At 55.4% G+C, this 24280-nt stretch carries 24 protein-coding genes and 1 tRNA gene; 1 reads left to right on the top strand and 24 read right to left on the bottom strand.

Translation table 11 applies throughout. The features are described 5' to 3' along the window. Positions 1 to 82: 82 nt before the first annotated feature. The 9 genes from eno to GS3922_RS00940 all read right to left on the bottom strand — a co-directional run bounded on the left by eno (position 83) and on the right by GS3922_RS00940 (position 9107). Positions 83 to 1375: a phosphopyruvate hydratase gene (eno, locus tag GS3922_RS00980; RefSeq protein WP_033021489.1), complete on the bottom strand. Its 1293-nt coding sequence runs from the start codon at positions 1373 to 1375 to the stop codon at positions 83 to 85. Positions 1376 to 1401: 26 nt separating this feature from the next. After that, the gene (gpmI, locus tag GS3922_RS00975; RefSeq protein ID WP_063164797.1) at positions 1402 to 2937 is read right to left on the bottom strand and encodes a 2,3-bisphosphoglycerate-independent phosphoglycerate mutase; all 1536 of its coding nucleotides are present in this window, start codon (positions 2935 to 2937) and stop codon (positions 1402 to 1404) included. Then, on the bottom strand, positions 2930 to 3691 hold the full coding sequence (gene tpiA, locus GS3922_RS00970) for a triose-phosphate isomerase (protein WP_063164796.1): 762 nt from the start codon (positions 3689 to 3691) through the stop codon (positions 2930 to 2932). The genes gpmI and tpiA overlap by 8 nt, the downstream gene beginning before the upstream one ends. Before the next feature lie 61 nt (positions 3692 to 3752). Then, entirely contained in the window at positions 3753 to 4937 is a 1185-nt protein-coding gene (locus tag GS3922_RS00965) for a phosphoglycerate kinase (RefSeq protein ID WP_063164795.1), read from the bottom strand. Between the two features lie 121 nt (positions 4938 to 5058). Beyond that, positions 5059 to 6066, bottom strand: a complete 1008-nt coding sequence (gene gap, locus GS3922_RS00960; RefSeq protein ID WP_063164794.1) for a type I glyceraldehyde-3-phosphate dehydrogenase — start codon at positions 6064 to 6066, stop codon at positions 5059 to 5061. 44 nt (positions 6067 to 6110) lie between these two features. Then, the gene (locus tag GS3922_RS00955) at positions 6111 to 7130 is read right to left on the bottom strand and encodes a sugar-binding transcriptional regulator (protein WP_063164793.1); all 1020 of its coding nucleotides are present in this window, start codon (positions 7128 to 7130) and stop codon (positions 6111 to 6113) included. Between the two features lie 123 nt (positions 7131 to 7253). After that, the gene (locus tag GS3922_RS00950) at positions 7254 to 7499 is read right to left on the bottom strand and encodes a glutaredoxin family protein (RefSeq protein ID WP_063164792.1); all 246 of its coding nucleotides are present in this window, start codon (positions 7497 to 7499) and stop codon (positions 7254 to 7256) included. A gap of 33 nt (positions 7500 to 7532) precedes the next feature. Next, the gene (gene rpoN / locus GS3922_RS00945) at positions 7533 to 8840 is read right to left on the bottom strand and encodes an RNA polymerase factor sigma-54 (RefSeq protein ID WP_063164791.1); all 1308 of its coding nucleotides are present in this window, start codon (positions 8838 to 8840) and stop codon (positions 7533 to 7535) included. 195 nt (positions 8841 to 9035) lie between these two features. Continuing rightward, positions 9036 to 9107 (bottom strand) — tRNA-Arg (locus GS3922_RS00940). A 344-nt stretch (positions 9108 to 9451) separates the two neighbouring features. On the opposite strand from GS3922_RS00940, the gene clpP reads away from it, so the two are divergent. Next, a complete protein-coding gene (gene clpP, locus GS3922_RS00935) occupies positions 9452 to 10042 on the top strand; it encodes an ATP-dependent Clp endopeptidase proteolytic subunit ClpP (protein ID WP_063167270.1) in 591 nt (196 codons plus the stop codon). A gap of 126 nt (positions 10043 to 10168) precedes the next feature. On the opposite strand, the gene GS3922_RS00930 is transcribed toward clpP, so the two are convergent. The 15 genes from GS3922_RS00930 to GS3922_RS00860 form a co-directional block, all read right to left on the bottom strand. Beyond that, on the bottom strand, positions 10169 to 10426 hold the full coding sequence (locus GS3922_RS00930) for an HPr family phosphocarrier protein (protein ID WP_011232533.1): 258 nt from the start codon (positions 10424 to 10426) through the stop codon (positions 10169 to 10171). A 14-nt stretch (positions 10427 to 10440) separates the two neighbouring features. Beyond that, complete coding sequence (gene whiA / locus GS3922_RS00925) at positions 10441 to 11403, bottom strand: DNA-binding protein WhiA (protein ID WP_063164790.1); 963 nt, start codon at positions 11401 to 11403, stop codon at positions 10441 to 10443. 126 nt (positions 11404 to 11529) lie between these two features. Beyond that, entirely contained in the window at positions 11530 to 12483 is a 954-nt protein-coding gene (locus GS3922_RS00920) for a gluconeogenesis factor YvcK family protein (RefSeq protein ID WP_063164789.1), read from the bottom strand. After that, on the bottom strand, positions 12480 to 13376 hold the full coding sequence (gene rapZ / locus GS3922_RS00915; protein ID WP_063164788.1) for an RNase adapter RapZ: 897 nt from the start codon (positions 13374 to 13376) through the stop codon (positions 12480 to 12482). Before rapZ ends, GS3922_RS00920 begins: the two co-directional genes overlap by 4 nt. Before the next feature lie 18 nt (positions 13377 to 13394). After that, on the bottom strand, positions 13395 to 13871 hold the full coding sequence (locus GS3922_RS00910; protein ID WP_063164787.1) for an NUDIX hydrolase: 477 nt from the start codon (positions 13869 to 13871) through the stop codon (positions 13395 to 13397). 253 nt (positions 13872 to 14124) lie between these two features. Beyond that, entirely contained in the window at positions 14125 to 15081 is a 957-nt protein-coding gene (trxB, locus tag GS3922_RS00905) for a thioredoxin-disulfide reductase (protein WP_063164786.1), read from the bottom strand. A gap of 75 nt (positions 15082 to 15156) precedes the next feature. Beyond that, positions 15157 to 16629 (bottom strand): tetratricopeptide repeat protein, encoded by a 1473-nt coding sequence (locus tag GS3922_RS00900; RefSeq protein ID WP_063164785.1) that lies wholly within the window; start codon positions 16627 to 16629, stop codon positions 15157 to 15159. A gap of 422 nt (positions 16630 to 17051) precedes the next feature. Then, on the bottom strand, positions 17052 to 17693 hold the full coding sequence (gene hisIE / locus GS3922_RS00895; RefSeq protein ID WP_063164784.1) for a bifunctional phosphoribosyl-AMP cyclohydrolase/phosphoribosyl-ATP diphosphatase HisIE: 642 nt from the start codon (positions 17691 to 17693) through the stop codon (positions 17052 to 17054). Then, entirely contained in the window at positions 17690 to 18448 is a 759-nt protein-coding gene (gene hisF, locus GS3922_RS00890) for an imidazole glycerol phosphate synthase subunit HisF (protein ID WP_063164783.1), read from the bottom strand. Before hisF ends, hisIE begins: the two co-directional genes overlap by 4 nt. Next, positions 18445 to 19182 (bottom strand): 1-(5-phosphoribosyl)-5-[(5-phosphoribosylamino)methylideneamino]imidazole-4-carboxamide isomerase, encoded by a 738-nt coding sequence (gene hisA, locus GS3922_RS00885; RefSeq protein WP_063164782.1) that lies wholly within the window; start codon positions 19180 to 19182, stop codon positions 18445 to 18447. Before hisA ends, hisF begins: the two co-directional genes overlap by 4 nt. Beyond that, complete coding sequence (gene hisH / locus GS3922_RS00880) at positions 19182 to 19823, bottom strand: imidazole glycerol phosphate synthase subunit HisH (RefSeq protein ID WP_063167269.1); 642 nt, start codon at positions 19821 to 19823, stop codon at positions 19182 to 19184. The genes hisA and hisH overlap by 1 nt, the downstream gene beginning before the upstream one ends. Before the next feature lie 227 nt (positions 19824 to 20050). After that, positions 20051 to 20638, bottom strand: coding sequence for an imidazoleglycerol-phosphate dehydratase HisB (hisB, locus tag GS3922_RS00875; RefSeq protein WP_063164781.1), 588 nt, complete (start codon positions 20636 to 20638; stop codon positions 20051 to 20053). Beyond that, a complete protein-coding gene (hisD, locus tag GS3922_RS00870; protein ID WP_063164780.1) occupies positions 20638 to 21921 on the bottom strand; it encodes a histidinol dehydrogenase in 1284 nt (427 codons plus the stop codon). Before hisD ends, hisB begins: the two co-directional genes overlap by 1 nt. Positions 21922 to 22004: 83 nt before the next feature. Then, complete coding sequence (gene hisG, locus GS3922_RS00865) at positions 22005 to 22628, bottom strand: ATP phosphoribosyltransferase (RefSeq protein ID WP_063167268.1); 624 nt, start codon at positions 22626 to 22628, stop codon at positions 22005 to 22007. A gap of 214 nt (positions 22629 to 22842) precedes the next feature. Beyond that, a complete protein-coding gene (locus tag GS3922_RS00860; protein WP_063164779.1) occupies positions 22843 to 24027 on the bottom strand; it encodes an ATP phosphoribosyltransferase regulatory subunit in 1185 nt (394 codons plus the stop codon). Positions 24028 to 24280 lie beyond the last annotated feature (253 nt).

The raw sequence follows: 24280 nt of genomic DNA, 5'->3' as shown, positions 1-24280 counted from the left end.
TACATACTCAACAGCCAAAACAAAGAAAAAGCACCTTTCTTGGCAAACAGCCGAAAGGTGCCTGTCATGATTCCGTTAGCGGTTATTTTTTCAAATTGTAAAACGAACGAATGCCTTGGTAAATAGCCGTGTGGCCGAGCTCGTCCTCAATGCGAAGCAATTGGTTGTATTTCGCGACGCGGTCCGTGCGCGACGGCGCTCCGGTTTTGATTTGGCCGGCGTTTGTCGCCACCGCGATGTCGGCGATCGTGCTGTCTTCCGTTTCGCCGGAGCGGTGCGAGATGACCGCCGTGTAGCCGGCGCGTTTCGCCATTTCGATGGCATCGAACGTTTCCGTCAGCGTGCCGATTTGGTTGACTTTAATTAAGATCGAGTTGCCGACGCCTTTTTCAATGCCTTCGGCCAATTTTTTCGTGTTCGTCACAAACAAATCGTCGCCGACGAGCTGCACTTTGCGGCCGAGCCGCTCGGTGAGCAGTTTATGGCCTTCCCAGTCGTTTTCATCGAGCCCGTCTTCGATCGAGATGATCGGATATTTCGAGACGAGCTCCTCATACCAAGCGACCATTTCTTCCGACGTTTTGACGACGCCTTCGCCTTCGAGGTGGTATTTGCCGTCTTCTTTGTTGTACAGCTCGGACGACGCGACGTCCATCGCGAGCATCACTTGTTCGCCCGGTTTGTAGCCGGCTTTTTCGATCGCTTCGATGATCGTTTGCAGCGCTTCTTCGTTCGATTTCAAGTTCGGGGCGAAGCCGCCTTCGTCACCGACTGCCGTGTTGTAGCCTTTTGCTTTTAGCACCGCTTTTAAGCTGTGGAAAATTTCCGCGCCCATGCGCAGCGCTTCGCGGAAGCTTTCCGCACCGACCGGCATGATCATGAATTCTTGAATGTCAACGTTGTTGTCCGCATGCGCGCCGCCGTTTAAAATGTTCATCATTGGCACCGGCAGCGTTTTGGCGTTAAAGCCGCCCAAGTATTGGTACAGCGGCAGGCCGAGTTCGTCCGCTGCCGCGCGGGCGACGGCGAGCGACACGCCTAAAATGGCGTTCGCGCCAAGTTTCCCTTTGTTTTCCGTGCCGTCAAGTTCAATCAACGCGCGGTCGATCGCCACTTGGTCGGTGACTTCTAAGCCGATGATCTCCGGTGCGATCACTTCGTTGACGTTCTCCACCGCTTTTAATACCCCTTTGCCGAGGTAGCGGTTTTTGTCGCCGTCACGCAGTTCAACGGCTTCATATTCCCCGGTTGAGGCGCCGCTTGGCACGAGCGCCCGGCCGAAGCCGCCGTCTTCCGTGTATACTTCTACTTCTACGGTTGGGTTGCCGCGCGAGTCGAGCACTTCACGCGCATACACATCAATAATCGCAGACATATCGACACTCTCCTTTTTGATGGTTGTTATTTCAAGATTAACGTGTTTCCGGTCATTTCTTTCGGCTGCGGCAAGCCAAGCAAATCGAGCATCGTCGGCGCCAAATCGCCTAAAATGCCGTCTTTGCGCAGCTCGATGCCATGTTTAGTGACAATCACCGGCACCGGATTCGTCGTGTGGGCCGTTTGCGGCTTGCCATCTGGCGTCAACACTTCATCGGCGTTGCCGTGGTCGGCGGTGATGATCGCGATGCCGCCTTTGGCCAAAATGGCATCGACCACTTTGCCGAGGCACTCGTCAACGGCTTCCACCGCTTTGATCGTCGGTTCGAGCTTGCCCGAATGGCCGACCATATCCGGGTTGGCGTAGTTCAAAATAATCGCGTCATATTTATCGGCTTCAATTTCCTTAAGCAGCGCGTCCGTCACTTCATACGCGCTCATTTCCGGCTTTAAGTCGTACGTTGCCACTTTCGGCGAGTTGATCAAAATCCGGTCTTCGCCCGGAAACTTCTCTTCACGGCCGCCGCTCATGAAAAACGTCACGTGCGGATATTTTTCCGTCTCGGCGATGCGCAATTGGCGCAAGCCGTGCTGCGACAACACTTCGCCAAGCGTGTTGTCGAGGTTCGTCGGCTTGAACGCCACGTACCCTTTCACCGTTTCACTGAAATGCGTCAAGCAGACAAAAAACAAATTTTTTGGATGCCTCGGGCCGCGATCAAACTCACGGAAATCTTCGTTCGTGAACGTGTTCGAAATTTGGATCGCCCGATCGGGGCGGAAGTTGTAAAAAATGATCGCGTCGTTGTCTTGAATCGTCGCCACCGGCCGGCCGTCTTCACGGACGATGACCGACGGCAGGACGAATTCGTCGTAAATGCCATGCTTGTACGAATCTTCAATGCACTCGAGCGGATCGCGGTACGTCGGGCCTTCGCCGTACACCATCGCCTGATACGCTTTTTCCACGCGGTCCCACCGCTTGTCGCGGTCCATCGAGTAGTAGCGGCCCGATAACGTCGCGATTTCGCCGACGCCATATTCCTTGATTTTTTCCTGCAGTTCTTTGATGTATTGCGGCGCCGTTTGCGGGCCGACGTCGCGGCCGTCCAAAAAGCCGTGGATGTACACGCGCTTCACGCCTTCTTTCGCCGCTAAACGCAGAAGGGCGTACAAATGATGAATATGGCTGTGCACCCCACCGTCGGAAAGCAAGCCAAACAAATGCAAGCTCGTCCCATGCTCTTTCACATGGTTCATCGCCGCCAAAAACGTTTCATTGCGGTCAAACTCGCCTTCGCGAATGGCGATGTTCACCCGCGTCAAGCTTTGGTAGACAATGCGGCCGGCCCCGATGTTCAAGTGTCCGACTTCCGAGTTGCCCATTTGCCCTTCCGGCAGCCCGACCGCCTCGCCGCACGCTTTCAATGTCGCATGCGGATACTCGTTCCAATAGCGGTCAAAGTTCGGCTTCTTCGCTTGGGCGACCGCATTGCCGTACGTTTCCTCGCGCAGCGCAAACCCGTCCAAAATGATGAGGGCAACCGGTTTTTTACTCATGGCGCCCCGCCTCCACGAGCTGCAGGAACGAAGCCGGCTCGAGGCTCGCGCCGCCGACTAACGCGCCGTCAATATGCTCTTGAGCCAGAAAATCGCGGATGTTGTCCGGCTTGACGCTGCCGCCGTATTGGATGCGGATCGCTTCTGCCGCATCGCTGCCGAACAGGCGGGACACGACCGAACGAATATGGCCGCAAACCTCATTCGCGTCTTCAGCGGTTGACGATTTGCCCGTGCCGATCGCCCAAATCGGCTCGTATGCGATAACCGCTGCCTTCACTTGGTCCGGCGTCAATCCCGCGAGCGCTTTTTCCACTTGTGAAGCGACGACGGCATTCGTCTGCCCGGCTTCCCGTTCTTCGAGCGTCTCTCCGCAGCAAATGATCGGCACAAGACCGCGGGTGAAAGCGGCCAACACTTTTTTGTTCACCGTCTCATCCGTCTCGGCAAACATTTGCCGGCGCTCGGAATGGCCGAGGATGACATACGTAACGCCGAGGTCTTTGAGCATGACCGGGCTCACTTCGCCGGTGTACGCCCCTTGGTCGGCAAAATGCATGTTTTGCGCCCCGATTTGCAAATCGGTGCCGTTTGTATTTTGCACTAACCGCTCCAAAAACAAAAACGGCGCACAAATGACGGAATCGACTTCCGCTCTCGGCGGTACAAGCCCTTTCACTTCCTCGACAAACTGAACGGCTTCCGCCAACGTTTTATGCATTTTCCAGTTGCCTGCAATGATCGGTTTTCTCATCGTTCACCTTTCCTTTCGCTAAGCGGCGTCCGCCGCCATTCGCCCCATTGGGCGCGATCGGTCATTTGTCGTTTAACGCCACGACCCCTGGCAGCTGCTTGCCTTCCATAAACTCAAGCGAGGCGCCGCCGCCCGTGGAAATATGGTCCATTTTGTCCGCCAAGCCGAATTTTTCAACTGCCGCAGCCGAGTCCCCGCCGCCGATCACTGAGTATGTATCCGCAGCTTCAGCGAGCGCTTCGGCGACTGTTCTCGTCCCATGGGCGAACGTCTCCATTTCAAAGACGCCCATCGGGCCGTTCCAAACGACAAGCTTGGACTGGCGAATGACATCGCGGTACAATTCCCGCGTTTGCGGACCGATGTCAAGCGCCTCCCAATCGCTTGGAATCGCGTCAATCGGCACGACTTTCGTATTGGCGTCGTTGGCGAACCGATCCGCGACGACAACGTCAACCGGCATGTAAAAACGGACGCCTTTTTCTTTCGCTTTTTCCATAAACGATTTCGCGAGCTCGATTTTATCTTCTTCAAGCAGCGACTTGCCGACGTCATGGCCGAGCGCTTTCACAAACGTATACGCCAGCCCGCCGCCGATGATCAAGTTGTCGACTTTATCGAGCAAGTTGTCGATGACGCCGATTTTGTCTTTCACTTTCGCGCCGCCGATGATGGCCGTAAACGGGCGATCCGGATTCGAGAGCGCCTTGCCGAGCACTTCAATTTCTTTTTCCATTAAAAACCCAGCAACCGCTGGCAAGTGATGGGCGATCCCTTCCGTTGACGCGTGAGCGCGGTGGGCGGCGCCAAACGCATCATTTACGTACAGGTCGGCCAGTTCCGCAAACGCCCGGGCAAGTTCCGGATCGTTTTTCTCTTCGCCAGGGTAAAAACGGACGTTCTCGAGCAAGAGCACATCGCCTTCATGTAAGTTAGCGACCGCTGCCTTCACTTCATCGCCGACCGCTTCGTCCGTTTTCACGACCGGGCGCCCAAGCAATTCGCCAAGCCGTTTAGCGACTGCATCGAGACGAAGCTCCTCGACGACTTTTCCTTTCGGGCGTCCGAGGTGGCTCGCTAAAATGACTTTCGCCCCATGTTCGATCAAATACGCAATCGTCGGCAGCGCCGCGCGAATGCGCGTGTCATCAGTAATCGCGCCCGCTTCCATCGGCACGTTAAAATCGACGCGGCAAAAGACGCGCTTCCCTCTCACCTCAACGTCGCGGATCGTCTTCTTGTTCATCGTTCTGGCCCCCTTTGGTCACAGTTTTGGCAAAGGAAAAGGAGTGGGGATCATTTCCCCGCTCCCCTCCATTTTCCTATTATAGACTTGAATGAATGGAAAACTCAATGCCAAGCTGGCCTTATAGTCCTTTGGAAGCAATGTAGGCAGCCAAATCGACAACGCGGTGCGAATAACCCGTTTCGTTGTCATACCACGAAACGACTTTCACCATTTTGCCTTCGAGCACCATCGTCGACAGCGCGTCGATCGTCGACGACGCCGGGTTGCCGTTGTAGTCGCGCGAGACGAGCGGCTCTTCGTTGTAAGCTAAAATGCCTTTTAACTCACCTTCCGCGGCCGCTTTCAACGCCGCGTTCACTTCTTCGACCGTCACTTCTTTTTCCAGTTCAGCGACCAAGTCAACGACCGATACGTTCGGCGTCGGTACGCGCATCGCCATGCCGTTTAATTTGCCTTTCAGTTCCGGCAGAACGAGTGCGACAGCTTTGGCTGCGCCCGTTGTCGTCGGGATGATCGATTCTGCCGCAGCGCGGGCCCGGCGCAAATCTTTATGCGGCAAGTCCAAAATTTGTTGGTCGTTCGTATACGAGTGAACGGTCGTCATCATGCCGCGAACGATGCCGAATTTTTCGTGCAGCACTTTCGCAAACGGCGCCAAGCAGTTCGTCGTGCACGAAGCGTTCGAGATCACATGATGGTTTTTCGGATCGTATTTGTCTTGGTTGACCCCCATGACGATCGTAATGTCTTCGTTCGTTGCAGGAGCGGAAATAATGACTTTTTTCGCGCCAGCTTCCAAATGTTTCGCGGCGTCTTCACGTTTCGTGAAGCGGCCAGTCGATTCGACGACGATCTCAACGCCAATCTCGTTCCATGCTAATTGCGCTGGGTCGCGTTCCGCTTTGACGATAATTTCTTTGCCGTTGACGACCAAGTTGTTGCCATTGACCGACACTTCGGCATCAAGCTGGCCATGGACAGAGTCGTATTTCAGCAAATGCGCAAGCGTGTTGGCATCGGTTAGATCGTTGACCGCCACCACTTCGATGTTCGGGTTTTTCAACGCCGCGCGGAACACGTTGCGCCCGATGCGGCCAAATCCGTTAATCCCAATTTTTACTGTCATCGTGTTTTCCTCCTTGCAATGGATAATTGTATCGGCAAGGGACGTTACTCCCCTACTAACGCTTTGGCGGCGCCTTCGTCCGTCACCAAGAGCGAATGCGGCGCCCGCTTTATGTACGCCCGAATGGCTTTCGCCTTCGAGGCGCCTCCAGCGACGGCGATGACATGTTCAACATGCGGGAGGTTTTCAAGCTGAATGCCGACCGTTTTCACTTTGTGAACGACATCGCCATGTTCGTTGAAATAATAACCAAACGCTTCCGCGACCGCATGGCGGGCGATGATGTTTTCCATCTCCGCAGGCGGCGTCTTCCGCCGTTTCGCCATCGTCACCGCTTCGCCGATGCCATGGACGACCATGCGGCACGACTGAATGAGCTCAAGCACTTCTTTCACCGCCGGTTCTTCAATGAGCGATGCGTATGCCTCACCGCTCAGCTGGTCAGGCACATGCAGCAACCGATAACGTCCGGACGCTTTTTCCGCCATTTTGGCGCAAATCGTGTTCGCTTGGTTTTCAACATCTTCACCAAGCCCGCCGCGCGCCGGCACGAACAGCACATCATGCAGCTTCGCATCCGGTGTCATCATCTCTGCGACCGCTGCCATCGTCGTTCCGCCAGCTACAGCGACAATATCTCCAGGCCGGAGATGCTCTTTCATGCAGGCGACACACGCTCTTCCCATTTCTTTTTTTACCCAAGGAGAACGGTCGCTATCCCCGGCGACCACCACCACGCGGGCCACGTTCAACTGCTGTTTCAGCGCCGTTTCCAATTCCTTGAGCCCAAGCGCTTCCCGCATCAAGTCATTAAGCGTGTGAAGCAGCGCCTGCCCTTCCTCTGTTAACCGCATGCCTGACACATCGGCGGAAAGCAAGTTTTGCCCTTTCAAAAACTCGGTTTCCGATCGAAGCACCCGCTCGCTCATGCCGAGGCTCGCCGCCAGCGCCCGCCTCCCGATCGGCGCCATAAGTGAAATGGAATGCAAAATTTGATATCGTTTTTGCATAACGTCAAGCAAGTCAGGCAATAATTTTTTTTGTGCCTCTAATAACGGTTGCATCGGCCCTTTCTCCCCGATCGAACTCAGGGACATCATACGTCCCGGTGTGACATATTATGTCCCGCCAGTCGATAAAAAATTCCTCCCGCGCCATTTTCATTATAGCAGGAGGAAAGGTGGTGTTCAACTTTTTTGCGCCTGCCGCAACCGCTTTCTCACCGTTTCTTTTTCAATCATCCCGTAACCGATTTCTTCGCCGTTGAGTTCCACCACCGGAATCATCAACTGGTATTTTTCAAGCAGCGCATCATCTTCATAAATATCCAACTCTTCGATCGTAAACGGAACGTCCGCCTGCAGCTCCATCAACACCGCCTTGGCTTTTTCACAAAGCGGGCAGTTCGTTTTTGTATACAAACGGATGTGCATCAGTTTCTTCCTCTCTTCCATCTTATGCATGATTTACAAATTCGTGTATTGCTTCCGCTTCGCCGAGGACGGAATGCGCAGCTGCTCGCGGTATTTCGCCACCGTTCGCCGCGAGATGGCGATGCCGTGCCGCTCGTGAAGCAAATCGGCGAGCTGCTGGTCGGAAAGCGGCGCCTGCGGATCTTCGGCTGCGATCAACTCTTGGATGATCGCTTTCACTTGAGTCGACGAAGCGGCCTCATCTGTCGCATCGGCGGTAGCCGCGCTCGAAAAAAAGCGGCGCAGTTCGATCGTGCCGAACGGCGTTTGCGCATATTTATGGCGCACCGCACGGCTCACCGTCGATTCGTGCACCCCCAGTTCCTCGGCCACCTCGCGCATCGTCATCGGTTTGAGCGCGGAAAGCCCGAATTCCAAGCACGGGCGCTGGCGTTCCACGATGACCGCCATTAGCTGAAGCAGCGTCTGCTTGCGCTGTTCAAGGCTTTTCGCAAGCCACGCAAACTGCCGGTATTTTTCTTTGATAAACTGTTCGGCCTGCCGGTCGCCGGATGCGGCAATGCGCTGCTCGTACCCCCGGTTCCAACCAAGCTCCGGATAGATGTCATCATTGTAAACGACCATCCAGTCCCCATCCGCCCCCCTGGCGACGATCACATCCGGCACCACCAAAGGCGGCTTGTCGCTCGAATAGTGAATGCCCGGCCGCGGCTCGAGCGAGCGAATGAGCTCAAAGACGCGCTGCAGCTCGCCAAGGCCGACGCCAAGCTGCTTGGCCAGCGTTTTCCACGACTTTTCCGCAAAGGGGACAAAATGGTAGCGGACGATCCTTTCCGCCAGCTCGTCGCGCTCCGGAAGGCGCTCCAGCTGCAAACGAAGGCACTCGGCCAAATCACGCGCCCCAACTCCCGGCGGGTCGAGCGACTGAACGAGGCGCAGCCCCCGCTCCATCTCCCGTTCCGACGCAGAAAATTGCGCCGCCAGCTCAATGAGCGGGACACGCAAATAGCCGTCCTCATCAAGCGAAGCGATGAGACAGCGAACGATGCGCTCATCCCGGTCGGCCAGCTTGAGCGAAGGCAGCTGAGAAAGCAAATGGCCAACGAGCGTCTCCTGCCGGGCCCCGATGTTCTCCAGCCACTGCTTTTGATCCCGTTCGGCCCGATGAGCCCGCTGCCGCACCCGGCTGCGGCGAATTTCCAAAAACGGGTTTTCCAACGACCGCTCATATAAAAACGCTTCCAAATCCATCGCGGAATACTGCAGCAATTCAATCGCCTGCACGAGTTCTTTCGTCAGCGACAACTGCAGCCGCTGCTCCTGCCTTAACTCCGCCCTCATCGTCACGCCCCCCTTTTCTTTTTATTGTACACGACGGGAAGGGGAGGAGGTAGGAGAAATTTTTGACGGCTGCCTGCAGGCAAACGGACGAAGGGAACTAAAAACACCCCCTTCTTCTGACCCTATGTAGCGATCAAAACGAAAAACGACCGCAAACGCGGTCGTACTGAAAAATGATAGATCCTATACGCTTAGCGCCCTCGGCAGGATTCGAACCCACGCTAAGAGAACCGGAATCTCTCGTGCTATCCACTACACTACGAGGGCATCATATGCTGTTGTTTTTGCTGCTTCGTTCCGTTGCATGTTCTATTATAGCAGGATCACACCAAAATGCAAGAGGAAAAATGAAATAAAAAAGAGGAAAAATTGGACAGCTATTCCTCGCGCCATGTTTATCCTTTTTGCCGCCATCGCCAACAAAGGCAGCAGGAGAAACAGTGGTTTAAAAACTGAAAAAGCGGTTATGATGAAAAGAGGGATGTCCGCCGCTGTTCGCGAATATGTATATAGATGAATGGGAGAAGGCGTTTTGTTTGACCTTCATTGACCATTCATGTATGATTAAGGCGTACATAGAGATCCTTATGATGGAAAAGGAGGCGTTTGGCATGTATTTAATCCCGACTGTCATCGAACAGACGAACCGCGGGGAGCGGGCGTACGACATTTATTCACGGCTGCTGAAAGACCGCATTATTTTCCTTGGCAGCCCGATCGACGACCAAGTGGCGAACTCGATCGTGTCGCAGCTGTTGTTTTTGGCGGCGGAAGACCCGGAAAAAGACATCTCTCTTTACATTAACAGCCCGGGCGGCTCGATCACAGCTGGCCTGGCGATTTACGACACGATGCAGTTCATCAAACCGGACGTATCGACAATTTGCATCGGCATGGCCGCTTCCATGGGGGCGTTTTTGCTTGCCGCCGGTGCGAAAGGGAAACGGTTCGCCTTGCCAAACAGTGAAATCATGATCCACCAACCGCTCGGCGGCGCCCAAGGGCAAGCGACGGAAATCGAAATCGCAGCGAAGCGCATTTTGTTCTTGCGCGACAAATTGAACCGCATTTTATCGGAAAACACCGGCCAGCCGATCGAAGTGATCGAGCGCGATACGGACCGCGACAACTTTATGACCGCGCAAAAAGCAATGGAATACGGCATCATTGACCGCGTGCTGACGCGCGCTGATGAAAAATAAGGCATGCACACGTTGGCAGAACCGCTATAGAGCTGCGCCTGCACCGACATTGACGAAAAAAGGCTGCTTCCGACAAAAACGGAGCAGCCTTTTCCATTCCTTTCCCCGCCAGCCCCACACGCTGCTTTACTTTTCCTTTTGCACATAGGCGGCGAGCTTTTCGATCGCTTCTTGCTCATCCGGACCGTCGGCAATGAGCGTGATCACCGCTCCATGGCCGATGGCGAGGCTCATCAAGCCCATAATGCTTTTCGCGTTGACCCGTTTTCCGTCTTTTTCCAAAAACACATCAGCGGAAAAACGGTTCGCTTCTTGGACGAACAACGCCGCCGGGCGCGCCTGCAGCCCGGTTTTTAATTTCACTTCCACTTGTTTTTCCACCATTCTCCATCTCCCCTTTACAGCGATTTATGGAAATCGACCGGCTTTCCAGCCCGCAGCCGCTCCGCGATCTCATCAATTTTGCGCAGCCGGTGGTTGATGCCGGATTTGCTGATTTTTGCGCCCGTGACCATCTCACCGAGCTCCTTTAAGGTGACATCTTGGTGCTCGATGCGGAGTCGGGCAATTTCGCGCAGCTTCGCCGGCAGTGAATCAAGGCCGATCGTTTCATCGATGTAGCGGATGTTTTCCACTTGGCGGAGCGCAGCGCCGATCGTTTTGTTTAGATTGGCCGTCTCACAATTGACAAGCCGATTGACGGAGTTGCGCATGTCGCGGACGATGCGAATGTCTTCAAAGCGGAGCAGCGCCTGGTGAGCGCCGACAATATTTAAAAACTCCGCGATTTTTTCCGCCTCTTTTAAATACGTAATAAACCCCTTTTTCCGTTCCAACGTTTTTGCATTTAAAAAAAAGTGACTGTTCATTAATTCACATAGCGACCGATTATGTTCCTCATACAGCGAAAAAATCTCTAAATGATATGAGGACGTTTCCGGGTTGTTGACCGAGCCGCCCGCCAAAAATGCGCCGCGCAAATACGAACGCTTGCAGCACTTTTTCTTGACGAGCTCCGGAGAAATATCGTGGACGAACGAAAAATCGCCGTTCCAAATATAAAGCTCGCGAAGCAACGGAGCCGCACCGTCGGTAATGCGCACGATATATACGTTATTTTTCTTCAAACGCATTTTTTTGCGGACAAACAGCTCAACGGCGACATCATACCCTTTTTTCAGCAGCGTATAAATGCGCCGGGCAATCGCCGCGTTTTCCGTTTGGACATCGACCGTCATCCGCCCGCCGGAAAACGACAGCGAACCGTTCATGCGCAACAGCGCCGACAGCTCTGCCCGCAGGCAACAGCGTTTCACTTCGAGATTGGTCAATTCTTTTTTCGTTTCTGACGCAAAGGACACGTCGCTCCACCTCCATTCATTCCCCGCATCGGCCGGTTGGAGGTGTCGAAACCTCGGCGCGGCCATCTGCCGCCGCCTTACTCCGGCGCTTCATCCTTATGTCTCCCCAAACCGCTTCGCACGTGCCTAGCGGCGGGAAAGCAGCCCAAGAAGAAGAGCGGCGACTTTCGCTGTATTATGACGAATGACCCCATCTTCATACGTAACAATATCCTCGCGAATGACTTGGATGTGAAGTCCGCTGCTGTCGTCACGCACCGGCTCGGCCCGCTCCTCCTCGTAACGGCGGCGAATCGCTTCCGGAATCGCCCCGCTGTTGACGATCACCGCATCTAAAAACGGGCGGCCAAGGTGGCTGTGAAGCGCCTTCACATGATCGCTCACCGTATAGTGCGGCGTCTCGCCGGCTTGGGTCATAATGTTGCATATATATACTTTTTTCGCCTTTGCTTTGCATACTTCCTGCCCGATTTTCGGCACAAGCAAATTCGGCAAAATGCTCGTATACAGGCTTCCCGGTCCGATGACGATCAAATCGGCACGGCGGATGGCGGCGATCGTCTCCGGCAGCGGTTCAATATCTTCCGGGGTTAAAAACACTCTCTTAATTTTTTTTCCCGCATTCGGAATTTTGGATTCGCCGGACACAATCGAACCATCTTCCATTTCAGCATGCAAAACGACACTTTTGTTCGCCGCCGGCAGCACTTGGCCGTGCACGTTCAGCACTTTGCTCATTTCACGGATCGCCTTCATAAAATCGCCGGTGATCGAGGTGAGCGCCGCTAAAATTAAATTGCCGAGCGAATGGCCGGATAAGCCGTTGCCGTTTTGAAAGCGATGTTGAAACAGCTCGACAATGAGCGGTTCGACATCAGACAGCGCCGCCAGCACGTTGCGGACATCCCCAGGCGGCGGGACGCGCAGCTCATCGCGCAGCCGCCCGGAACTTCCCCCGTCATCGGCGACAGTGACAATAGCGGTCAAGTCGAGCTCGTATTGCTTCAGCCCCCGCAACAAGACAGGAAGCCCGGTGCCGCCGCCGATGACAACCATTTTGGCTGCTTGTTCGTCCCTCATCGATGCGCTTCCTTTCTCCTCTCCATGTCCCGGTGCGAGACAACCGTTTTATAATCGGCAGAAAAATGGCGGGCGATGTATTCCGCCAGCGCCACCGAGCGGTGCTGCCCGCCCGTGCAGCCGATGGCAATCACCAGCTGGCTTTTCCCCTCGCGCTGGTAATATGGCAGCATAAACGCCAACAAGTCAAGCAACTTTTCTAAAAATTTTTGTGTTTCTCCCCATTTTAGCACATACGATGACACTTCGTCATCAAGCCCGGTTTTCGGGCGCATGTGCTCAATATAATGCGGGTTCGGCAAAAAACGGACATCAAACACTAAATCAGCGTCTATCGGGATGCCGTACTTAAATCCGAACGACATGACGTTGACCGTAAACCCAGACTGCGCATGCGACGAAAACTGGCGGACAATTTTTTCGCGCAGCTCGCGCGGCTTGAGTCCGGTCGTATCATAAATGATTTGCGCCCGCCCTTTGATTTCTTCAAGCAACTTCCGCTCGAGGCGGATCCCTTCAAGCGGCGGTTCGTTCGGCGCGAGCGGGTGCGTCCGCCGCGTTTCTTTGTAGCGGGCGACAAGCGTCGAGTCTTGTGCGTCCAAAAACAAAATTTGCGGCACGATCCACGCCTGCTCGGACAATTCGTCCAACGCGGCGAACAAATGATCAAAAAAGTCGCGGCTGCGCAAGTCCATGACGAGCGCGACTTTATTCATTTTATTCCCGGACTCTTTCACAAGCTCCAAAAACTTCGGCAATAGCGTCGGCGGCAAATTGTCAACGCAAAAAAAGCCGAGATCTTCAAAACTTTGAATCGCCACCGTTTTCCCCGCTCCGGACATGCCGGTAATAATCACGAGCTGGATCGGTTGCACCGTCCCGTTTTGCCCCATCTCCTTCTCTCCTCTCCGTTAACTCGGATCAAGGCGATACGAAAGCAGCTCAAATTCCTCCGTATACACAAATGCGCCGTACATCATTCCTTGACCTTTTAAGGCGTAGTCTAAAATATGGTAGTCACCTGGGGCCATTGGCAGCGCCGAAAGCGTCTCGACATCGTGCCAAGCGAGCGTTCCCTCTTCGGAAGACGCGACATTTTCACCGATAAAGTCCTCCGCGAAAAAGGTAAACATCATCCATTCAGACACCGTTCGCTCCCCGTCTTTGATCACGACGGTAAACACCCCTTTCAGCTGCGGGTGTTTTAAATAAATGCCCGTCTCTTCCCGATATTCGCGAATGCACGCTTCACGCACCGTCTCGCCGGGCTCCATTTTGCCGCCCGGGGCGACCCACCAGCCCCGTTTCGGCTTCTGCAAAAGCAACACCCGGCCGTCTTTATATAATACGCAATTCGTTACCCGTTGCAATTTCTTCACCCCAAACATGGCACAAACACATCCATCATCATTTCCATTTTACCATAAATCCATAAATAGTTAAGCCACTCCCGCCGACAAACCGTCGGAAACGAAGCGCCAAGGGACAAAAAAGAAGCGTGGGAAAACGCCCACGCCAATCCATAAAGATCTATATAAAAGGGGGTCAATTACTTACTTATAGCATACGACAACTGTGTTGCATTCGTGTTACAGCTGGATTAAATAACCATTACGGTTTCGTTGCGGTTTGATTACCGGCTCAGCTAACCCCTTGCGTATTCAATTTTTCTTTCAGTTCCTCGACGTAATGTTGGGCACTTTGCGCGGCGATGCTGCCGTCGCCGGTCGCCGTGACGATTTGCCGGAGCGTTTTTTCCCGCACATCACCGGCAGCGAAAATGCCCGGCACTTTCGTTTCCATTTTCTCGTTCGTGACAATATAACCGTTTTCGTTCGTGATACCAAGATTGACAAACGGCTTGGAGAGCGGCACCATCCCGATGTAAATAAAGACGCCGTCGCACGGGAATTCGCGCTCTTCCCCGGTCTCGGTATGGACGAGCGTCACGCTGCCGACTTTGCCATCCTTTTCATTGATTTGTTTCACTGTATGATTCCAAATAAAATCGACTTTTTCATTGGCAAACGCCCGGTCTTGCAAAATTTTTTGCGCCCGCAGTTGATCGCGGCGGTGAACGATCGTCACTTTATTGGCAAAACGGGTCAAATAGACGCCTTCTTCGACCGCCGAGTCGCCGCCGCCGACGACGACCAAGTCTTTTCCTTTGAAAAATGCCCCGTCGCAAACTGCACAATACGAAACGCCGCGGCCGCCAAGCTCCGCTTCCCCTGGCACGCCGAGCTTTTTGTATTCGGCGCCGGTGGCGATAATCACCGCGCGCGCTTTATACTCTTTGTCGCCGACAACGACCGTTTTATACGCCTCGCCGTCGATAATTTCTTTGACATCGCCGTAGGCGTATTCCGCTCCGAACTTTTTCGCATGTTCAAACATTTTTGTCGCCAATTCCGGCCCTAAAATCGTTTCAAATCCCGGGTAGTTCTCGACTTCCTCCGTATTGACCATTTGCCCGCCCGGCACGCCGCGCTCGATCATGAGCGTCGACAAATTGGCGCGTGACGTATACACAGCCGCCGTCAGCCCCGCCGGCCCGGCTCCGGCAATAATGACGTCATAGATTTTTTCGTCTGCCACAACGTCCACTCCTTCGCTCGATAATCACTCCATCTCCATCGTATAAAAGTCCGTGTACGGCGTCTATTGATTTGCTCACGACCATAGTCGGCGCACTTTTTGCACGTACTTTTGCACGGTCGCCGCGGAAACGCCGTATTTCGCCGCCATCCCTTTTTGCGTCACATGTTCCCCTTGCTGCTGGCGCCAAACATATTCGATCGCTGCCGCCCATGCAGCGCCGTTCGCAAACGGTTCACCTTGGGCTGACGGGTGAACAGCCACGGCGAAGGCGAAGCGGCAGAGCGCCTCCTTTTCCTCATTATTTGCCAAAAGCACATCGATCATGCGGCCGATCTTCGCCGCCCAAGCGGATCGCCCGTCATCCAGCCCGAACAAAAACGAATCGATAAACGGGCGCAGACGCGGATCGGCCGGCAAGAGGCGGCAGACAGCGAGCGCCAACGCGGTCTTTTCCGCTTGCGGCGAGCGGCTGAACAAATACAATCCAGACAGCCGGTCAGCCAGCTCCTCCCCCTCAAACAGCTGAACAATGCGGAGAAGCGCTTCATCGAGCAGCGTCGGAGCGGCCCACGGCTCCTCGCCGCGCTTTTCTGGATGAAGGGCAGTGAGCGTTTCCCATACTTGCCGGGCTAACGATTCATGCCCGGTATGATACGCGGCGTAAGCGAGCCAGTAGTAAAAGGGGCCGTCACCCTCAAAACCGTTTTTATACAGGCGATACAACCAGCGAAACGCCGAGTCGAACCGCCCGACAAGAGCAAAAGTAGCCCCAAGCTTATATTGGTGTTCGCGGAAAAACGGGTAGAGGGAAGCCAACATCTCGCAAAGAGCAGCCACCTGTTCTTGGTCATGCAAGTGATAGGCGAAAACGAGCGCGTTGCAAAGCGCATGCAAATTGCCGGGATCGCGCCTCAGCACGTCAAGCAGCTTTTGCTTCGCCTTCTCCACGTCGCCGCTGTAAAAATAGGCAAGCGCCAAATTGTTGTGCGCCGACCAAAATTCCGGGTATCGGGAAACGATCGCCTCTAACGCCTCGATCGCTTCGGCAAACTGCTCTTGCTCAAGCAAATGCTGGGCCCGCTCCTGCATGGTGATCAGCTGCTCTTGCTCTTCGCTTACATCGTGGCGGTCGAGTTTGAGCAGCTCCAACAAATCAGCGGCGTCATCAGCGAACTCCCCGTCCGGTTCATATGTCAAATACTGTTCCGCATATTTCGCCGCTTCACGGAACAAGCCAAGACAGGCCAAATTGTTCGCCAAAAAATAAAAGCAATCATACATCGTTTCATCTAAATCATGAAGAATTTTGATCAACCATTGATTGGAAAATTGATATTCGCCAAGCTCGGACAACACAAGAGCCAGCTGCAAGGCGAACGATGCATCGCGCTCATCGAGCCGGACAGCGCGTTCCAAATATTTCCTCGCTTTATGGAGGTCGCCCCGCTCGTATGCCTTCATCCCTTTTTTAAAAAAATAATCCGCACTTTGGATAAACGGTACAATCATTGCTTTTCGTGATGATCGCTTCAGTTGTTTTCCCATTCTGTCCTCCGTCGTCCGTAACATTCGTCGAACAACAGTATACCACACTGGCGGCGGAAACAAGCAAAAAACTTTCAACCTAACGCGCCTGCCAATCCGATCATCGAACGGCGCGAATGTTCGTGATGCGATACTAGTCGATGAAACGGCATGCGCCGGCTGCGCCTCGGCCTGACCGACCAATCATTCAGCGGATGACAAAGGCGGCGCACCTGGCAACGGCAATGGCATCGGGAGCTGACCATCGGCTTGGTTTCCCTATCCGCTCTTCTTATAAACAGCCACCGACCATGCAATAAACTTTTGCACGATCAAAAAGGATGCCCATGCACACCGCTTATGGAAACAGACTATGGATCCAGCAGCTGTGTGACGGGCATCCTCTTTTCATTCCAAAAGCGAACGGTCCTCCCGTTCGCTCGTCACCCTTTCGCTTTTGTTTTTTGCGCATGCCGCTCAGCAAGCGTCGCCAGCACCGCGTCAAGCGGCAGTTTTTGCTCGCGCAAAAGCACAAGCAAATGGTACAACAAATCGGCCGCTTCCCATTTCAGCTCCTCGTGGCTTCGGTTTTTCGCCGCGATGATCACTTCGGCCGCTTCTTCGCCGACCTTTTTCAAAATTTTATCGACGCCTTTTTCAAACAAATACGTCGTATACGCTCCTTCCGGCCGTTCGGCGTCGCGCTGGGCGATGATTTGTTCCAGCTCATGCAAAATCGCGAACCGGTCGGCCGCCGGCGTGCGCGCTGCGCCGTCAAGCGAGCGGGAAAAGCACGAATACGTCCCCGTATGGCACGCCGGACCCGCCGGCTCCACCAACACGAGGAGCGTGTCGGCGTCGCAGTCGTAGCGGATGTCGACCACCCGCTGCACGTTTCCCGACGTCGCCCCTTTATGCCATAACGCTTGGCGCGAGCGGCTGTAAAACCACGTTTCCCCCGTCTCGAGCGTTTTTTCGAGCGACTCTTGGTTCATATAGGCGAGCATGAGCACTTCTTTGCTTTGTGCATCTTGAACGATCGCGGGCACCAGCCCGTTGTCGTCAAAGCGAATGTCCGTTCTCATCGAACGTTGACCCCTCTCTCTTTTAAGTACGCCTTCACTTGACCGACCGATGTCTCTTTGTAATGGAAAATCGACGCCGCCAGCGCCGCGTCTGCTTTTCCTTTTTCGAACGCTTCCCAAAAATGCTCGGCCTTGCCGGCGCCGCCCGAGGCGATGACCGGAACCGGGACCGCTTCGCTCACCCGCCGCGTCAACTCGAGGTCAAAACCGTTTTTCCCGCCGTCGGCATCCATGCTCGTCAGCAAAATCTCCCCGGCGCCAAGGCGCACCGCCTCGTTCGCCCAGGCGACGACTTCCCATTCTGTTGCGTTGCGGCCGCCGTGCGTATAGACGCGCCATGACTGAAGCGTGTCATCGTATTTCGCATCAATCGCGACGACGATGCACTGCGAGCCGAAAAAGTCCGCCCCTTCGGTCACTAATGACGGGTGAAGCACCGCGGCCGTATTGAGCGACACTTTGTCCGCGCCCGCGCGCAACATGCGTTTCATATCGTCAAGCGAATGAATCCCCCCGCCGACCGTAAACGGAATGGCGAGCTGGGCGGCGACGCGCTCGACGACATCGACCATCGTTTTCCGCCCTTCGTGCGAGGCGGAAATGTCCAAAAACACGAGCTCGTCCGCCCCTTGCTCATCGTACGCCTTCGCCAGCTCGACCGGGTCGCCGGCATCGCGCAGCTGCACAAACTGCACCCCTTTGACAACGCGGCCGTCTTTTACGTCCAAGCACGGGATGATGCGTTTCGTAATCACCGCTCGTTCACCGCCTTTACCGCTTCCGCGAGCGTAAATTGGTTGGTGTACAGCGCCTTGCCGACGATCGCCCCGCCGATGCCTTGACCGGCGTATTCGCGAAGGGCGCGCAAATCATCAAGCGAGCGCACGCCTCCAGAGGCAATCACTTCTTTTCCCGTCGCCTCCGCCAAACGGACCGCCGCAGCGATGTTTGGCCCCGACAGCGTGCCGTCGGTGGCAATATCGGTGAAAATAAACGTCTCCGCCCCCGCCTCGGCAAGCATCCTTCCGAGCTCTTCCGCTTTTACATTGGATGTCGCAAGCCAGCCTTCTGTCGCCACAAAGCCATCGCGGGCATCAATGCCGATCACGATGCGGCGGCCGTATGTTTGTAGCATCTTTTTCACAAACGGCGGGTCGGCAATCGCCGCGCTTCCTAAAATGACGCGGGCGACGCCGCGCTCCAAATAGTAGGCGACATCGTCCTCGGTGCGAATGCCGCCGCCGACTTGGACGTTCACCGAAAGCTGGCGGGCCGCTTCAATCACAAACCGGTCGTTGACGCGCCGCCCTTCTTTCGCCCCATCTAAATCGACCATATGAATCCACTCCGCCCCTTGGGCGGCGAACTGTTCGGCCATCGCGACCGGCGAATCGCCGTACACCGTTTCTTTATTGTAATCGCCTTGCAGCAGGCGGACACATTTGCCGCCGCGCATATCGATCGCCGGATAAATCGTAAACGATGCCATCAACCATTCTCCCTTCCTGTGGCGATGCCGACATAGTTGCGTAAGATGTGCATGCCGACCGCGCCGCTTTTTTCCGGGTGAAACTGTGTGCCAAACACGTGGCCGCGCCCGACGACCGCTGGGACGTCGACATCGTACTCGCTGCTGGCGAGCACGACCTCTTCGTCACCCGGGACGACGTAATACGAATGGACAAAATACACATGCCCTTCCTCGACACCGTCAAGAAGCGGCGACGGACGATGAAAGCGAAGCTGATTCCAGCCCATGTGCGGCACTTTGTACGGCTCGCCGTCGTCCGTCACGCCCGGAAAGCGGACGACGCGGCCGCGAAGCAGCCCGAGCCCTTTTGTCGGCCCGTTTTCCTCGCTTTCGTCAAACAACAACTGCATCCCTAAACAAATGCCGAGCAACGGCGTGCCGTTTTCAGCCGCCGCGCGGATGAAATCGGCCAGCCCGGTTTCACGCAAAATGTGCATCGCATCGCGGAACGAACCGACGCCGGGCAAAATGAGCCCGCGCGCCTGCGCCAGCTCCTCGTTGTCACCGCTCACGATATACGGGCAGCCGAGCCGCTCGAGCGCTTTGCTGACGCTGTATAAGTTGCCCATGCCATAATCGATGATCCCGATCATCGTCATCCCATTCCTTTCTTCGCTGATCCATGCCATCCCCTTGTTCAATGAACAACGGTATGGCGGCATGCTTTTCACGGCGCTCCTTTCATGCGCAACCCGCAACCCTCTCCTTGGCGACCGGCCGCCTTCCCTGCGCCCGCGGAACTTTCCCCACAGGGGGCGCCCCCTCGATCCGTCCGTCTTCTCTGCACCCGCGGAACTTTCCCCGCAGGAAGCGCCCCCTCGATCGGTTAGAGCATCCCTTTCGTCGACGGGACGCCTTTGACGCGCGGGTCGACCATCGTCGCTTCATCGAGCGCCCGTCCGAGCGCTTTAAACACCGCTTCGATCATATGGTGCGTATTGCGCCCATAATGGACGATGACATGCAAGTTCATCCGCGCCTCCAGCGCCAGTTTCCATAAAAACTCATGAATGAGCTCGACATCGAACGTGCCGACTTTCGCCGCCGGAAATTCGCCGCGAAATTCCAAATGCGGGCGGTTGCTCAAGTCGATCACGACTTGCGCCAGCGCATCATCCATCGGTACAAACGCGTGGCCGTACCGCTTGATTCCTTTTTTGTCGCCGAGCGCTTCTTTGATCGCCTGACCGAGGCAAATGCCGATATCTTCGGTCGTATGGTGATCGTCAATATGCGTATCGCCTTTCGCGTCAACAAACAAGTCAAACTGGCCGTGTTTCGCAAACAAATCAAGCATATGGGTCAAAAACGGCACCCCGGTCTCGAGCTCCGTCTTCCCTTCACCGTCTAGCGAAAACGCCAGCTGAATGCTTGTCTCCTTCGTCGTTCTTGCGATCGTCGCCTCTCTCGCCATTATCGTTCCCCTCTTTCCCGTTTCAGCCGCATCTCAACCGCGCGTGCGTGCGCCTCCAACCCCTCGAGGCGGGCAAACGCGGCGATTTTGTCGCCATGTTGTTTCAATGCGGCTTCACTGTAAACGATCACGCTTGATTTTTTCACAAACTCATCGACGCTCAAGCCGCTTGAGAATCTCGCCGTGCCGTTCGTCGGCAGCACGTGGTTCGGCCCGGCAAAATAGTCGCCGACCGGCTCGGAGCTGAAGCGGCCGAAAAACATCGCCCCGGCATGGCGAAGCTTCCCTAATAGCGCCATCGGATCCGCCGTCATCACTTCCAAATGCTCGGGCGCCAGCTCATTGACCGCCTCAACGGCCTCATCAAGCGTCTCGGTCACATAAATGGCCCCGTAGGTTTCCAGCGCCGCTTGGGCGATCTCGCGGCGCGGCAGCGTCTCAAGCTGCCGTTCCACCTCGCTCGCCACCGCTAAAGCGAGTTTCATCGACGGCGTCACCAAAATGGCTGACGCCCGCACGTCATGCTCGGCCTGTGACAACAAATCCGCCGCGATTTCATCCGCATGCGCCGTCTCATCGGCCAATACGACAATTTCGCTCGGCCCGGCGATCATGTCGATCGCTACATGCCCGAACACTTCCCGTTTCGCCAACGCCACATAAATGTTGCCCGGTCCGAAAATTTTATCGACCGGCCGGATCGTTTCCGTTCCATACGCCAGCGCCGCGATCGCCTGCGCGCCGCCAACTTTGTAAATTTCCGTCACCCCAAGTTCATGCGCCGCCGCCAGCACGCCATCCGGGAGCGTGCCGTCTTTGTTTGGCGGCGAGGTGATGACAATCCGCTCCACTCCCGCCACTTGTGCGGGAATGACGTTCATCAGCACGGACGACGGATAGGCGGCCGTCCCGCCCGGTACATACAGCCCGACCGCATCAAGCGGCGTCACCTTTTGCCCGAGAATCGTGCCGTCTTCGTTCGTCATCCACCATGATTGGCGCTTTTGCCGCTCATGATAGGCGCGAATGTGGGCCGCCGCTTCGCGAATGATCTCCAGCATCTCCGCGCTCATGGACGCATGCGCGCGTTCCATTTCCGCTTTCGTCACCCGCAGCGAATCCAGCTTGACGCCGTCAAACCGTTCCGTATATTCTTTCAGCGCCGCATCGCCCCGGGCGCGCACCGCGGCGATAATATCAAGCACCGCGCGGCGCTGCTCGTCCGTTCCGCTTTCAATCGTGCGCCTTAGCGAGACGCCGCCTTGGATTCGTTCGATTTTCATGGCTTTTCTCCTTTCCATCCGATGTCTTTTTGGACGTTTCCTCCGTCTTCCGCGTCCCTCGTCTGCGCACCGTTCCGTTTGCCTCACCGTTCGGGAATGACCGATGCGAGCCGATCGACCAGCCGCTCGATCTCCTCACCGTTTAACCGATAGCTCGCCGGATTGACGATGAGGCGCGACGTCACGTCAGCGATCCGCTCAAGCTCGACAAGCCCGTTTTCTTTCAACGTCCTCCCTGTCGAGACAATATCGACAATCCGGTCGGCTAGGCCGATCAGCGGAGCGAGTTCAATCGAGCCGTTCAGGCGGATGATTTCTACTTGTTCCCCTTGTTCGCGAAAATACGTCGACGCGATGTTCGGATATTTCGTCGCCACCCTTGGCGCAATTTCATTCATCGCAACGCCAGGCAGCCCCGCGACCGCCAAATAGCAGCGGCTGATGTGCAAATCGAGCAGCTCATAGACGTTCCGTTCTTCCTCCATTAAGACATCTTTTCCCGCTATGCCTAAATCCGCTACCCCGTGTTCCACATACGTCACCACATCCATCGGTTTCGCCAAAATAAAGCGCATCTTTTCCTCGGCCACGTCAATGACGAGCTTGCGCGATTCGTCAAACTCCGGCGGCAGCGCATAGTCCGCCCGGCGCAGCAGCTCGACCGCCTCTTCAAAAATGCGCCCTTTCGGCATCGCAATCGTCAGCATCGCTCTTCCTCCCTGCTTGTCGTCATGTGCAAACGCAGCGCCCCAGCCCCGTTGGCGCTTTTTCGCCACGCCGTTCTCCCCGGCCCTAACTAGCGCGGCCAAGTGCTTCTCGTTGCCTTGACCGTTCCGTCTCCTGTATCATCTGCAGCCGTTCTGATCGTTCCCGTTCGCTCCGTCCCGCCGCGCATGGATCGATCCTCGTTTTTTGCGCCATTCATTGCCCGTCGCGCCCGCTTCGGCCAAGCAAATACACGATCGACCGGTAGCGCTGGCTGTAGGCGTCAATATCGCGAATGCCGGCGATGTGCTGCAAGACGACGCGGCGTCCTTCCGCCCGTTTCGCCTCGGCGAGCTCGACCGCCTCCGCCAACCGCTCTTGGCTAAAGACGATGCACTCGATCTCCTCGCGCACATCCGTCTCGCCAATCGCCTCAATCAGCCGATCAACGCGCAGCCCAAACCCCGTCGCCGGCGCCGGGCGGGAAAACTTCGCCAACAACTCATCATACCGCCCGCCATTGCCGATCGGGAATCCCACTTGCTCGGCGTACACTTCAAACAAAATGCCGGTGTAATAGCTCATATGGCTGACCAACGCCATATCGAGTTTTACCGTCTCAGTCACCCCGTACGTCTCGAGCGCTGCTAACAGCGCGGCCAACTCATCAGCAGCTCGCTGTCCTTCCCCGCTCGAAGCCAGCGCTTTTGCCGCCTCGATCGCCTCGCAGCCGCCGCGCAAGGAAAGAAGATCGAGAAGACGTTTTTGATCAATGGACGAAAGCGGCAGCGACTTCACATGCTCGCGGTAGCCGACATAATTTTTTTCATATAAGAAGCGGCGCAGCACACTCGCCCGCTCTTCATTCCCTAGAATCTCCAAAAACAACGCGTTCACATAGCCGATATGGCCGACCGCCACCGAAAAGCGGCCAAGCCCTACGCGCTTCAGCAGCGCGGCCATCAGGCTGATCACCTCGGCATCGGCCGCCACCGTGCCATCGCCGATCAGCTCGACGCCGATCTGCTCAAACTCCGCCGGCCGCCCGCCTTCGCGCTGCTGCGCGCGAAACACATTGGCGTTGTACGCCAACCGGAGCGGATTGCCGTCTTCATACAGCCTTGACGCCGCCACCCGGGCGATCGGCGCCGTCATATCGGGCCGCAATACGAGCGTATGCCCTTGCTGGTCCAAGAGCTTAAACAACCGATGATCGTCAATGGCCGACGCCGCCCCGACCGTTTCATAATACTCAAGCGTCGGCGTCTCGATAAACTCATAGCCCCAGCGCTCGATTTCTTCCGCCATCACCGAGCGCACTTGCTTTTTCATTTCATATAAAAACGGCAGCGTATCGCGCATGCCTAACGGTTTTTCAAACATGAACAGCTTTTTTGCCATGTTCCCACGCCCTTTATCAAAATGCTTTAGTTTGCTAATATGGTAGAGAAGTGAAGTTATTAGTAGTTTACTCCTTTGCGTCCACAGCGTCAAGAGGAAACGCGCCATCCGCAATAAAATGGATAAGGACTCTTCCAGACGAAGAAACGCCTGTCCATTTCGCTCCACCTTGTGCATACGGCTGCTCACGAAATCTCCAAGGCACAAAAAAACTCCGAATCGTCGAATATGTAGAAGCGACAAGAAGTCATGC

Origin of the sequence: Geobacillus subterraneus (assembly GCF_001618685.1) — a bacterium.
Lineage (GTDB): Bacteria > Bacillota > Bacilli > Bacillales > Anoxybacillaceae > Geobacillus > Geobacillus subterraneus.
This window is presented reverse-complemented; position numbering and strand designations above follow the sequence as displayed.